Source organism: Agrobacterium salinitolerans (assembly GCF_002008225.1).
GTDB classification, from domain to species: Bacteria; Pseudomonadota; Alphaproteobacteria; order Rhizobiales; family Rhizobiaceae; genus Agrobacterium; species Agrobacterium salinitolerans.
Window position 1 is genome coordinate 1 of sequence record NZ_MRDH01000019.1, and the last position, 12,097, is coordinate 12,097.

At 58.6% G+C, this 12,097-nt stretch carries 11 protein-coding genes; 4 read left to right on the forward strand and 7 right to left on the reverse strand.

Features of this window, described 5'->3' with window-relative positions; all coding sequences use genetic code 11:
• Positions 1 to 101: 101 nt before the first annotated feature.
• From dnaA to mutM, 4 genes are all read right to left on the reverse strand, one after another.
• Entirely contained in the window at positions 102 to 1,565 is a 1,464-nt protein-coding gene (dnaA, locus tag BS627_RS13470; protein ID WP_244634892.1) for a chromosomal replication initiator protein DnaA, read from the reverse strand.
• A gap of 870 nt (positions 1,566 to 2,435) precedes the next feature.
• Positions 2,436 to 2,702, reverse strand: coding sequence for a 30S ribosomal protein S20 (rpsT, locus tag BS627_RS13480; protein ID WP_006310170.1), 267 nt, complete (start codon positions 2,700 to 2,702; stop codon positions 2,436 to 2,438).
• Between the two features lie 195 nt (positions 2,703 to 2,897).
• Positions 2,898 to 3,671, reverse strand: coding sequence for an enoyl-CoA hydratase (locus tag BS627_RS13485; RefSeq protein ID WP_077983728.1), 774 nt, complete (start codon positions 3,669 to 3,671; stop codon positions 2,898 to 2,900).
• Between the two features lie 34 nt (positions 3,672 to 3,705).
• Positions 3,706 to 4,602 carry a bifunctional DNA-formamidopyrimidine glycosylase/DNA-(apurinic or apyrimidinic site) lyase gene (gene mutM, locus BS627_RS13490; RefSeq protein ID WP_077983729.1) on the reverse strand — a complete coding sequence of 299 codons (897 nt, stop codon included), beginning with the start codon at positions 4,600 to 4,602 and terminating at the stop codon, positions 3,706 to 3,708.
• 143 nt (positions 4,603 to 4,745) lie between these two features.
• Here mutM and ubiE point away from each other — a divergent pair, with 143 nt between their 5' ends.
• The 3 genes from ubiE (at position 4,746) to olsE (ending at position 8,214) form a co-directional block, all read left to right on the forward strand.
• A complete protein-coding gene (gene ubiE, locus BS627_RS13495; RefSeq protein ID WP_077983730.1) occupies positions 4,746 to 5,522 on the forward strand; it encodes a bifunctional demethylmenaquinone methyltransferase/2-methoxy-6-polyprenyl-1,4-benzoquinol methylase UbiE in 777 nt (258 codons plus the stop codon).
• Positions 5,523 to 5,558: 36 nt separating this feature from the next.
• Positions 5,559 to 7,133, forward strand: a complete 1,575-nt coding sequence (gene ubiB / locus BS627_RS13500) for a 2-polyprenylphenol 6-hydroxylase (RefSeq protein ID WP_077983731.1) — start codon at positions 5,559 to 5,561, stop codon at positions 7,131 to 7,133.
• Between the two features lie 166 nt (positions 7,134 to 7,299).
• Positions 7,300 to 8,214 carry an ornithine lipid hydroxylase OlsE gene (gene olsE / locus BS627_RS13505; RefSeq protein WP_077983732.1) on the forward strand — a complete coding sequence of 305 codons (915 nt, stop codon included), beginning with the start codon at positions 7,300 to 7,302 and terminating at the stop codon, positions 8,212 to 8,214.
• An 8-nt stretch (positions 8,215 to 8,222) separates the two neighbouring features.
• On the opposite strand, the gene BS627_RS13510 is transcribed toward olsE, so the two are convergent.
• The 3 genes from BS627_RS13510 to BS627_RS13520 all read right to left on the reverse strand — a co-directional run bounded on the left by BS627_RS13510 (position 8,223) and on the right by BS627_RS13520 (position 11,453).
• On the reverse strand, positions 8,223 to 8,597 hold the full coding sequence (locus BS627_RS13510; RefSeq protein ID WP_077983733.1) for an MmcQ/YjbR family DNA-binding protein: 375 nt from the start codon (positions 8,595 to 8,597) through the stop codon (positions 8,223 to 8,225).
• Positions 8,594 to 9,799: a bifunctional phosphopantothenoylcysteine decarboxylase/phosphopantothenate--cysteine ligase CoaBC gene (gene coaBC, locus BS627_RS13515; RefSeq protein ID WP_077983786.1), complete on the reverse strand. Its 1,206-nt coding sequence runs from the start codon at positions 9,797 to 9,799 to the stop codon at positions 8,594 to 8,596. Before coaBC ends, BS627_RS13510 begins: the two co-directional genes overlap by 4 nt.
• A gap of 70 nt (positions 9,800 to 9,869) precedes the next feature.
• Positions 9,870 to 11,453: a peptide chain release factor 3 gene (locus tag BS627_RS13520; RefSeq protein ID WP_077983734.1), complete on the reverse strand. Its 1,584-nt coding sequence runs from the start codon at positions 11,451 to 11,453 to the stop codon at positions 9,870 to 9,872.
• A gap of 90 nt (positions 11,454 to 11,543) precedes the next feature.
• On the opposite strand from BS627_RS13520, the gene dut reads away from it, so the two are divergent.
• Positions 11,544 to 12,014 (forward strand): dUTP diphosphatase, encoded by a 471-nt coding sequence (gene dut / locus BS627_RS13525; RefSeq protein WP_077983735.1) that lies wholly within the window; start codon positions 11,544 to 11,546, stop codon positions 12,012 to 12,014.
• Positions 12,015 to 12,097 lie beyond the last annotated feature (83 nt).

The window sequence follows — 12,097 nt, forward strand, 5'->3', positions numbered from 1 at the left end:
TCAGGAGCAGGTTTCTTCAACATGTCCCAATGAATCATAAACCCCCAGCTCACGCCAGGGGTTTGTCAGCAGTCTGAAGCGGCCCGAAGGCCGCTTCTTTTTTATGCGTTGTTTTCGTTGATCAGGCGCTTCAGCAACTCGACCTCATGGCCGAGCTTGGTGTCGCCGGAGATCAGCTCCTCGATCTTGCGCACGGCGTGCAGAACCGTGGTGTGATCGCGACCACCGAACCGGCGGCCAATCTCCGGGAAAGACCGAGGCGTCAGCATCTTGGCGAGATACATGGCGATCTGGCGCGGTTTGACGATGACGCGGGTACGACGGTTGGATACCAGCTCCTGCCGTGACACATTATAATGCTTGGCAACGATGCGCTGAATATCCTCGATACGCACACGCTTGGCTTCCCCCGTCCCGACAAGATGCGACAGCAACTCATCGACACGATCGACCGAAAGGTTCGGCTCGAAAGAGCGGCGGAACATCAGCTGGTTGAAGGCGCCTTCCAGCTCGCGACCGCTGGCGGTCACGCTTTTCGCCACATGGGTCAGGATTTCGTCCGAAATCTCGAAAGACGGATCGTCCTGACGGGCCGAGCCGAGGCGGCGGTTGAGCATTTCGTAGCGCATGTCGTAGTCAGGGCCTTCGATCTCGATCGCCATACCGCCCTGAAGACGGGAACGGACGCGCGGATCGAGGGATTCCAGCTCCCAGGGCGCACGGTCAGCTGCGACCACGACCTGCTTGGCGCTATCAAGCAGCATGTTTAGCAGGTGGCAGAATTCGTGCTGGATCATCTTGCCCTGCAGGAACTGCATGTCGTCGATCACGAGCAGGTCGATATTGCGAAGCGTGTCCTTCAGCGTCAGCGCATCATTATCGCGGATCGCGGTCGCGAAACGCCACATGAAATATTCGGCCGTCAGATAGACGACGCGCGGATTGCGCGGGCTGTCGATCGCCGCATTGGCGATGGCCTGCAGAAGATGTGTCTTGCCGAGGCCAACACCTGCATGAATGAACAGCGGATTGAAGCGCACGGCGCCGGCACCGGCTTCCGCGATTGTTTTTGCCGCCGCTAGCGCGACACGGTTGGACGAGCCTTCGACAAAGGTATCGAAGGTAAAACGTGTATCGAGCGGCGAGCCGAACAGCGGCCCGGAACCACCCTGGCGCAATGTCGCCTGCGCCGCAGCAGGCTGTGCCGCAGGCGCCGTCGCGGGCTGCGACGGAATAAAGGACTTGTTACGCGGAGCCGCACCGACCTCTTGAGCGGGCTGTGCCCGTTCTTCAGTCTGCGCCGGGCGAACCGGACGGCTGGCCGAGCGGACAAGAATCTCCACCTTCAGCACATCCGGATCCTCGCTCTGGACGAGGTTGGTGATCAGATCCATGTAACGGTTGTTGATCCAGGACTTCAGAAAGGTCGTCGGAACGGTAAAGCGAACGACGCTTTTCGAAACGGTATGGAGTTTGAGCCGTGCGAACCAGCTTGCATAGACCTCGGGACCAACCTGTGCCTTGAGCCGTGCGCTAAAACGTTCAAACAGCGCATCATGCATCATTGCCGATTTATCCCCTGCCGCATCTGAGCAAGCTGCATCACATGCCTTTGGTGCGCGGTCCCCATCAGCCACCGCACCCATCGCCAAATTCAATTGCATATTGCCGCCTTTCAAATTGCCAATCATAGCCTGACGATCAAATATCGACCGCCAGGGATCCCCCTCGTTTATTTTTGCCCCCAACGTTCCCCTCGAAAGAACGTCAAAGACGAGTACTTGTTTGCGAGCCGGTTATCCCATTTCACTCCCCTTCATGGAGAGACCTGCGACACGCTAAAAACGCTCCTTTCGCTACAACCTTAAGGCGCATTCTTGAGGACAAAAAACTCCTGCCCGTTCCGGAGACCGAAACGGCGCAAAAAGCTCCATGACCTGAAAAAACGGACCCCGAAAGACCCGCCAGCAAGAAGGTGAATATCGTCGATACGATCATCGAGATAATCTGTGGACTGAGATCCGCACCCCTTGTTGAAATGCATTTAGGCAGGATCATGGGGAGAGATCAATGGCGTTTTTTCTGCAAAAACTCAGATCGGCCATTGACTCGCAAAGGCCGTTTTGCATCACCGACGGGGTGCTAAGCAGAATCGCTTATGAATCAATGAGATTCAATTTTGGCATTTTTTGAGAACCGATTTTGGCAAAAAAATAAAAATCTTCTTGACTCAAAACTAGCTGCGACTTCCGTAGAGAAAGCCTCCTAGCTTTCTGAAGACCTCCAGCAAGCTATTGTTTTTATTATAAATTTCCTGTCGTCCATCTGACATGCGTTTGTCACGTTACGGCAGCAATGGTTAACGGGCAGTTAGAATCACAAAAAGCCCGGTCAAAAGACCAGGCTTTTTGAATAATTATTTGTGATTAGCCGGATTAGGCGGAAAGAGCCTTAACGCGCTGTGCAAGACGCGACACCTTGCGGGATGCCGTGTTGCCATGCAGAACGCCGCGGGTCGCTGCGCGCTGGATCTCAGGCTGGGCTGCCTTCAGAGCTTCGGTGGCGACTGCCAGATCACCGGTAGCGATTGCTTCCTCGACCTTGCGGATGAAGCCGCGAACGCGCGAACGGCGAGCCTTGTTGACTGCGGTACGGCGAGCGATCTTGCGGGTCGCCTTTTTCGCCGAAGTTGTATTGGCCATGTATGCCTCTCTTCGAATTCAAACCAAATTCCGCAACCATAGGATCGGGTCGTTCGAAGACCTCACGTAACCCAAGAATGCGGGAGTAATTTCGGACAAGCCGGATGGCTTTCCTTAACCGTGGGCGGGCATATACCGCTAAAGCTTACGCCCGTCAACGCGCAAAACGCTTAAAAGCGCCGATATTCCGAATCCTTAGCGATTCCGGAAAGCGGGTTTGCGCTTTTCGACGAAGGCGGCCATGCCCTCCTTCTGATCCGCCGTGGCGAACAGCGACTGGAAGGATCGTCTTTCATATCGCAGTCCTTCCGAAAGCGGGACTTCAAAGGAGCGGTTGACGCTTTCCTTGGCCATGAGAACGGAAGCACGCGACAGGGAAGCGATGCGGGTTGCCGCCTCCACCGCCTCATCCATGAGATTTGCAGCCGGTACGACACGCGACACGAGGCCGGCCCGCTCGGCTTCCGCCGCGTCCATCATGCGTCCGGTCAGAACCAGATCCATGGCCTTCGCCTTGCCCACTGCCCGTGTCAGCCGCTGCGAGCCCCCCATGCCGGGAATGACGCCGAGGGTGATTTCCGGCTGGCCGAACTTCGCCGTCTCCGAAGCGATGATGAAATCGCACATCATCGCCAGTTCGCAGCCGCCGCCGAGCGCAAAGCCGGATACGGCGGCGATGACCGGCTTGCGGGTGGCCGCAACCTCGTCCCAGCCGCCGAGAAAATCGCCGACATAGGCGTCGACGAAATCCAGCCCCTGCATTTCCTTGATGTCAGCGCCCGCCGCAAATGCCTTTTCCGAGCCCGTGATAATAATCGCACCGATGGAATCATCGGCGGAGAAGGAAGAAAGAATGTGCCGCAGCTCTTTCAGAAGCACCGAATTGAGGGCGTTGAGCGCCTTGGGTCGGTTGAGGGTGATGATGCCCACCTCATCGCGTTTCTCGACCAGTATCGTTTCATAGTCCACGGCAATCTCCTCTTCTCCGTAATTTGCGGCACCGCTATTTCTGGCAGGCGGCGCAATAGAAGGTAGAACGACCGGCCTGTACCACCCTTTCAACCGTACCCCCGCAGCCGGGTGTCCGGCAAGGCTGGCCTTCCTGGTCGTAGACCGAAAAGGAATGCTGGAAATAACCGAGCGTTCCGTCCGTCTGTATATGGTCTCGCAATGAGGAGCCGCCCGCGGCGATCGCATCCGCGATCACGTCGCGGATTTTCTCCGTCAGATCGATGAGCTGCGCTTTGGGTTTGCCACCTTTCGTCACCAGCGTTCCCGCTGCCCGCAAGGGTGAAAGATGCGCGCGCCACAGCGCCTCGCAGACATAGATATTGCCGAGACCGGCAATGACCTTCTGGTCCAGCAACGTGCTTTTAAGAGGCTGGCTTTTGCCCGCAAACCGGCTTGCCAGATAATCGGCGCTCAGCGCATTGCCGGTCGGCTCCGGGCCAAGTTCTGCAAAAGCGGGGTAAAGATCGAGCCTGTTGCGCTCCACCAGATGCATGAAACCGAAGCGGCGCGGATCATTATAGATGACGCAGACGCGCTCTTCCCCTTTATCCAGATGAAAGACGACATGGTCATGCTTGCCGTTCTTGGAACGGGCATAATGAAACGTGCCGGGCGCTTCACCGCCCTCACCCATTTCCGCCTCAATGCGGAACGAGCCGGACATGCCGAGATGGGACACGATCGTCAGCCCGCCCTCCAGCTCGATGAGGAGATATTTCGCCCTGCGCCCAAGCGAGATGATCGTCTTTCCCTCAATAAGCTCTGCGAAATCCTCTGGAAACGGAAACCGCAGATCGGGGCGCCCGAGATGAAGCTTGCGGACCTTTGCACCTTCCATGGCAGGCGCAAGGCCGCGTCTGACCGTTTCGACTTCCGGCAATTCTGGCATCTGGCTTATCCGACAGTTTATCGTTAGGACCATGTGGTCTATAGAGTGCACGCGAAATGTCGCGCCCAGGCGATGCGGCAACAGATAGCGTTGCCATGGCGTTTCCGCTATGGTCCGCCACGCAATAAATATGGAGACAGACGATGACCGACGCCCGTACCACTGCCCAAGGCGGCATGGAAACGTCCTATGGCTTCCACAAGGTGGACGAAGGCAAGAAGCAGGGGCTGGTCAACGAGGTCTTCCATAAGGTGGCCAAGCGCTACGACATCATGAACGATGTGATGTCGGCCGGCCTGCACCGGCTGTGGAAGGACGCCATGGTCTCCTCGCTTTCGCCGCGCAAGGATCCTTCCTACAGGATTCTGGACGTGGCGGGCGGCACCGGCGACATCGCCTTCCGCATCATCGAAGCCTCCAACCGCCTGGCGCACGCCACGGTTCTCGATATCAACGGCTCGATGCTGGCCGTCGGTGAAGAACGCGCAGCAAAAAAGAAGCTTTCCGGTAATCTGACCTTCGTTGAGGCCAATGCCGAGGAGCTGCCCTTCGAGGCGAATACATTCGACGCGTATACGATCGCATTCGGCATTCGCAACGTGCCGCGCATCGATGTCGCGCTGAAGGAGGCCCATCGCGTGCTGAAACGTGGCGGACGGCTGCTGGTGCTGGAGTTTTCCGAAGTCGAAATGCCGCTGCTTGACCGCGTTTATGACGCCTGGTCGTTCAACGCCATTCCGCAATTCGGCAAGATGATCACCGGCGATGCCGAGCCCTATCAATATCTGGTCGAGTCGATCCGCAAATTCCCCAATCAGGAGGATTTTGCCACGATGATCCGCACCGCCGGCTTTTCCCGCATCACCTATACCAACTATACCGGCGGCATCGCCGCCCTGCATTCCGGCTGGAAGCTCTAAGACCATGGCCGGCAGACGCAGGAGACAAGCATAAGCATGAGTACTTTGGGCGCATATTTCCGCCTCGCAAGGGTTGGCTGGGTTCTCGTGCGCGAAGGTGTCGTGCTGGCCCTGCCTTCCGATGACCTGCCTGCTCCCGCCCAATTGTTAAAAGCGCTGCTGAAGCCTTTCGCCCGCAGCAAGGCGAAAAGGGCGCAACGCAGCGACCGTCTGGCGGTGGCTGTCGAGCGGCTTGGCCCATCCTATGTGAAGATGGGTCAATTTCTCGCCACCCGGCCGGATGTGGTGGGCGCCGACTTCGCCGACGATCTCGCGAGCCTTCAGGACCGCATGGCCTTCTTCCCGGCGGCTGCGGCGAAGGCGAATATCGAGGGCTCGCTCGGACGGTCGGTTTCGGAGCTTTACAGAGAATTCGGTGACCCGATCGCCGCCGCCTCCATTGCCCAGGTGCACCCTGCCATCGTGGATACGCCAAAGGGACCGCGCAAGGTGGCCGTCAAGGTCATTCGACCCGGCGTGCGCCAGCGTTTCCAGAACGATCTCGAGGCGATGTATCTGATCGCCGATCTGCAGCAGCGTTTCGTCCGCTCCGCCCGCCGCCTACGCCCCGTCGAGGTGACACGCACGCTGGAGCAGACCACCAAGATCGAGATGGATCTGCGGCTCGAGGCCGCCGCTCTTTCCGAACTTGCGGAGAACACCAAGGACGATCCCGGGTTCCGGGTTCCCGAGGTCGATTGGGAGCGCACCGGGCGTGATGTCGTCACCATGGAGTGGATCGACGGCGTCAAGATGTCGAACATCGAAGGGTTGAAGGCCGCCGGCCATGACCTGAACAAACTTGCCGACACACTGATCCAGTCCTTCCTGCGGCACACGCTGCGCGATGGTTTTTTCCACGCCGACATGCATCCCGGCAATCTCTTCGTCGACGCTGAGGGCGAGATCGTCGCTGTCGACATGGGCATCGCCGGACGTCTTGGCAAAAAGGAACGCCGCTTCCTTGCCGAGATCCTCTACGGCTTCATTACCCGCGACTATATGCGGGTGGCTGAAGTGCATTTCGAGGCCGGTTACGTGCCGGGCCATCACGATAAAGCCAGTTTCGCGCAGGCGATCCGCGCCATTGGTGAACCGATCCACGGCCAGCCGGCCGAGACGATCTCCATGGGCAAGTTGCTGACGTTGCTGTTCGAAGTGACCGAACTTTTCGACATGGAAACGCGGCCGGAACTCGTGATGCTGCAAAAGACCATGGTGGTGGTGGAAGGCGTATCGCGCATGCTCAATCCGCGATTCAACATGTGGAAGGCGGCAGACCCGGTCGTCGGCGGCTGGATCAGGGACAATCTCGGCCCGAAGCGCATTGTCACCGATCTGAAGGACGGCATGAAGGCGGCCCTCAAGCTTGCCGAGGCAGCGCCGGAGATTGCGGCCAAGACGGAAAAGCTGCATTCGGAACTGATGTATATGAGCGAAAACGGCCTGCGTTTCGACACGCAGACGGCGGAAGCCATTGGCAAGGCGGAAGCGCGCCACACCAAATGGGGACGGGCGGCACTCTGGGTCATAGCGCTGACGCTTGTTTACATCGCAATCAGGATAAGCTGAACATTTCGGCACCGGTGAGTGCCATGTTTGTGTAATGCATTCGAGCGATAAAGGCCTGATCTCCAATCGAGACAGGTGATCGATGCGGGGGTAAGGGCTGCTTTGACGCCGGCGCGAAATTGCGCCGGCGGTATAGACGAATGATGCCGGACGGGATTTGATTTTGATGGCAAAAGCGCAGGTACTGAAAGAGGCTCTTTCCTATTCTTCCTGGCCGCTGGTGTTTGTCGGCGGCCTCGTGGGGTCCCATTTCGCTTTCGCGGGCAGCCATCCGATCGCTGCGTTTCTGGCTGTTTATGCCGGCGCGGTTCTGAGCCTGTTTCTTCTCGAGCGCTATATTCCCTATGAAGTCGAATGGCTTGAGGGTGACGGCGAGACCATGACCAGCATCGGTCACACGCTTTTGACGAAGGGGCTGGTACAGCTCGCTGCCGCCGCATCGGCAATCTTCCCGATGTTGGCCGCAAATGTGCTGCAGCCGCTCGCAGCCATGCGTTTCGACCTGTGGCCATCGCATCTGCCAATGGTGGTTCAGGTCGCGCTTGCGGTGACGGTTGCCGAATTCGGCCTCTACTGGGCCCATCGCATCGCGCATGAAACCGTGTTCTTCTGGCGCTTCCATGCGCTGCATCACAGCGTCGTGCGGCTGTGGGTCGTAAATACCGGCCGCTTCCATGTGGCCGATTCCCTGTTCAAGATCGCGCTCAGCCAGATACCGCTTTATTTCATGGGTGCACCGCTCCAGGTCTTCTGGTGGCTGGGTGCCGTGACCGCATTCATAGGTATCTTGACCCATTGCAACGTCGATATGAAAACAGGGCTGCTCGACTACGTCTTCAGCACCCCGCGCCTGCACCGCTGGCACCATTCCAAACAGCTTCCGGAAGGCAATACCAATTACGGCGAGAACCTCGTCATCTTCGATATTATCTTCGGCTCCTACCATAACCCCGACCGGCCATCATCCACCGATATCGGCATCAAGGGTGAGATTGCGAAAGGATTCCTGCCGCAGCTTCTACAGCCTTTCACCAAGGAAGGCGTCCGCCAGATCGTCGGCAAGGACACCAAACTCGACTGAACCGAAGACTACAGGGCGCGCGCAGTATCGATCACGATACCGAGTTCGCCCCGCAGTTTCCTGGTCAGGCCGGCTGCGACAAGCTCATAGGAACGGCGCACATAGTGTTCCAGCTCTTCCTGTTCGAGCGGAGAATGATCGCCAATCGATATCCATTTGCGTTTGGCGAAATAGGGCGCCTGCCCTATGCCTTCCAGCGAGGTCAGTATTTCGAAACTCTCTTCCGAGCATTTGACGACCAGCCGCCAGTCCTCCCGCTCGCCAAGCACGGCAAAGACCTTGTCGCCCACCTTGGCGACATGCGAATCCCACTGATCAACAAAACGCACGCCCGGCCATTTGCCGAGCACCTTGTCGAAAGTCTTGCGATCGAACAGGCTCATGCGAGTTTCTCCGCGATCAGGGCCGCCAGACGTTTTGCAACCTCGGCCTTGTCGAGATCCGGCCAGGCATCGATACCATCTGCGGAAATGATCTTCACGCTGTTGCGGTCTCCGCCCATGATGCCGGTTTCCGCCGAAACATCATTCGCGACGATATAATCCGCGCCCTTGCGCTCCAGCTTCGCCCGGCCGTTCTTCTCGACATCCTGCGTTTCGGCAGCGAAGCCCACCACAATCTTCGGGCGCTTTTCATGATGGCCGACGGTTTTGAGAATATCGGGATTTTCCGTCAGTTGCAGCGCCGGCGGCGCATCGCCCGGTTGCTTCTTGATCTTCTGTTCCGACGAGCCCATCACCCGCCAGTCGGCGACGGCGGCGACCATGACGGCGATATCCGCCGGCAGTCTCGATATTACCGCATCGCGCATCTCCTCGGCACGCTCGACATGGATCGTCGAGACCTCGGCAGGATCGGCGATGGTGACCGGGCCGGAAACAAGCGTGACCTCTGCCCCCAACTCAGCCAGAGCCGCCGCAATGGCATGGCCCTGCTTGCCCGAGGAGCGGTTGGCGATGTAGCGCACCGGGTCAATCGGTTCATGCGTGGGGCCGGAAGTCACGATGGCCGTTCTGCCCTTCAGGGGCTTTGGCCCCTCATCCAGCAGTGCGGCAACGGCTTCGACGATCTGCAATGGCTCGGCCATGCGGCCAAAACCCGCCTCGTCCTTCTCCGCCATCTCGCCGGCCATGGGTCCGATGAAAAACACACCGTCTTTTTTCAGCGTTTCGACATTACGCAGCGTGGGCTTTGCCGCCCACATCTTCGGGTTCATCGCCGGTGCCGCCAGCACCTTTCGATCCGTCGCGAGAAGGACTGTGGAGGCAAGATCGTCTGCCAGACCATTCGCCATCTTCGCCATCAGATCGGCGGTGGCGGGTGCGACCAGCACGAGATCGCAGTCGCGCGCCAGCCTGATATGGCCGACATCCTGTTCATCCTGCCGGGAAAAAAGCTCGGTGAAGACATGCGTGGCGGACAGCGCGCCGACAGCAAGCGGGGTGACGAATTCCTGCGCGCCCTTCGTCATGACCGGCGTCACCTGCGCGCCGCGCTCTTTCAGGCGACGGATGAGATCGAGGCTCTTATAGGCCGCGATGCCGCCAGAGATAATAAGGAGAATATGCTTGCCTGAAAGCGTCATGATGCCGGACCAGTTTCCCATTTCACCGGGAAACTAAGCCCTTGGCATACAAAGTGCAATCACGCCTTTATCAAGCCGCCTTGGCGACGTGATATTCCTTGATCGCGACCATCTTGATCGCCGGAAACCGCTCGGACTCATACCGCAGCGAGAAGGCGTCCTGCGCAAGAAACACCGGATCGCCATCCAGATCGCGGGCGATATCGCCGCGCTTGACGTTGAGGAATTTTTCCATTTCCGCCGGCTGATCGGAAGAAATCCAGCGGCAGACCGAAAAGCGCGACATTTCGAAGGAGACCGGCAGGCCGTATTCGCCCATCAGGCGCTCTTTCAACACGTCGAGCTGCAGCGCGCCGACGACACCGACGATGGCCGGCGAGCCGTCTTCCGGCGAAAAGAGTTGTACGACACCCTCTTCCGCCATCTGTTGCAAGGCTTCCTTCAGCTTCTTCGCCTTCATGGCGTCTTCAAGCCGCACGCGACGCAAGATTTCCGGCGAAAAGTTCGGCACACCCTGGAAAACCAGGTTTTCACCCTCGGTCAGCGTATCGCCGATGCGGAGCGTGCCGTGGTTCGGTATGCCCACCACGTCACCCGCAAAGGCCGTATCGGCAAGCTGGCGCTGCGAGGCGAAGAAGAACTGCGGCGCAGTGAGGCCCATCTGTTTGCCGGTGCGAGCAAGCCGCGCCTTCATGCCGCGCTCCAGCTTACCGGAGCAGATGCGGGCAAAGGCGATGCGATCTCGATGGTTCGGGTCCATATTGGCCTGAATTTTAAAGACAAAGGCCGTCATTTTTTCTTCAGCCGCATGGACGGTGCGGGTATCCGCCACCTGATCGCGCGGCGGCGGTGCGAAATCGCCAAGCGCATTGATGAGGTCACGGACACCGAAATTGCGCAGCGCCGAACCGAAGAATACCGGCGTCATATGACCTTCGAGAAACGCCTGACGATCGAAAGGACGGCAGGCTTCCATCGCCAGCTCCGTTTCTTCGATGAAGGCGTTGCGCTCATTTTCCGGCAGGCGATCGGCAACCGCCTGCGGACCGTTGACCGGCATGGCTTCCACCTGGGTATCGACGCCACGGAATGTGTTGTCGGCGAGATTATAGGCGCCGCAGAAGGTCTTTGCCCTGCCGACCGGCCAGGTGATGGGCGCGGTGTCGAGCGCGAGCTTCTCTTCCACCTCATCCAGAATCTCGAAGGGGTCGCGGCTTTCGCGGTCCATCTTGTTGATGAAGGTGATGATCGGAATATCGCGCATGCGGCAGACTTCGAAGAGCTTCAGCGTGCGCGGCTCGATACCCTTGGCGGCATCGATGACCATGATCGCCGCATCCACCGCCGTCAGCGTACGGTAGGTGTCGTCGGCGAAGTCCTCGTGGCCGGGCGTATCGAGAATGTTGAAGACACGGTCGTTATATTCGAAGGTCATGACCGAGGTGACGACCGAAATGCCGCGCTCGCGCTCGATCTTCATCCAGTCCGAACGGGTCTGGATGCGATCCTTCTTCGCCTTGACCTCACCGGCAAGCTGGATCGCTCCGCCGAACAACAGCAGTTTTTCGGTAAGCGTGGTCTTACCCGCATCCGGGTGCGCGATAATAGCAAAGGTGCGGCGGCGGGAGACCGCCTCGGCAAGTGTTTCGGCCATCTGACAAATCCTGTGGAATTGCGGGCTATCTAGCGTTTCAAGGCCACATTTGCAATTGACCTTGCCGCGATCTCGGCAAACTAATGCGGCATGACCCTTCAAAACGACAATCGCCCCCCTCTCCGGCTTGTCCGCCTCGCCAATGGCGCTGACCTCGAATTGCCGTCCTATGAAACCCGTGGCGCCGCCGGCATGGACCTGCGCGCGGCCGTACCTGCCGATGAACCGCTGACCCTGCAACCGGGCGAGCGGACGCTCGTTCCGACCGGTTTCATTTTCGAGGTTCCGCAAGGTTATGAGGCACAAATTCGTCCGCGTTCCGGCCTCGCCATCAAGAACGGCGTTACCTGCCTCAACTCTCCAGGCACGGTGGATAGCGATTATCGCGGTGAGGTGAAAGTCATCCTCGCCAATCTGGGCCAGGAGGTTTTTATCATCGAGCGCGGTATGCGCATTGCGCAGATGGTGATCGCACCGGTAACCCAAGTTGTTGTGAGCGAGGTGACGGAGACCTCCCAGACGGCGCGGGGCGCCGGCGGTTTCGGCTCCACCGGCGTTTAGCGACACCGCTGGGACAGACGCGTGGAGTGATTGTCTTTACCCGGCAGTTTCGCTATTGATCTGGCGGATTTTCCGGGAAACAC

Excerpts from the sequence above, each read along its gene's own strand:
- dnaA (WP_244634892.1), bottom strand. The coding sequence starts at position 1,565 with ATGATGCATGATGCGCTGTTTGAACGTTTTAGCGCACGGCTCAAGGCA.
- rpsT (WP_006310170.1), bottom strand. The coding sequence starts at position 2,702 with ATGGCCAATACAACTTCGGCGAAAAAGGCGACCCGCAAGATCGCTCGC.
- mutM (WP_077983729.1), bottom strand. The coding sequence starts at position 4,602 with ATGCCAGAATTGCCGGAAGTCGAAACGGTCAGACGCGGCCTTGCGCCT.
- ubiE (WP_077983730.1), top strand. The coding sequence starts at position 4,746 with ATGACCGACGCCCGTACCACTGCCCAAGGCGGCATGGAAACGTCCTAT.
- ubiB (WP_077983731.1), top strand. The coding sequence starts at position 5,559 with ATGAGTACTTTGGGCGCATATTTCCGCCTCGCAAGGGTTGGCTGGGTT.
- olsE (WP_077983732.1), top strand. The coding sequence starts at position 7,300 with ATGGCAAAAGCGCAGGTACTGAAAGAGGCTCTTTCCTATTCTTCCTGG.
- BS627_RS13510 (WP_077983733.1), bottom strand. The coding sequence starts at position 8,597 with ATGAGCCTGTTCGATCGCAAGACTTTCGACAAGGTGCTCGGCAAATGG.
- coaBC (WP_077983786.1), bottom strand. The coding sequence starts at position 9,799 with ATGACGCTTTCAGGCAAGCATATTCTCCTTATTATCTCTGGCGGCATC.
- BS627_RS13520 (WP_077983734.1), bottom strand. The coding sequence starts at position 11,453 with ATGGCCGAAACACTTGCCGAGGCGGTCTCCCGCCGCCGCACCTTTGCT.
- dut (WP_077983735.1), top strand. The coding sequence starts at position 11,544 with ATGACCCTTCAAAACGACAATCGCCCCCCTCTCCGGCTTGTCCGCCTC.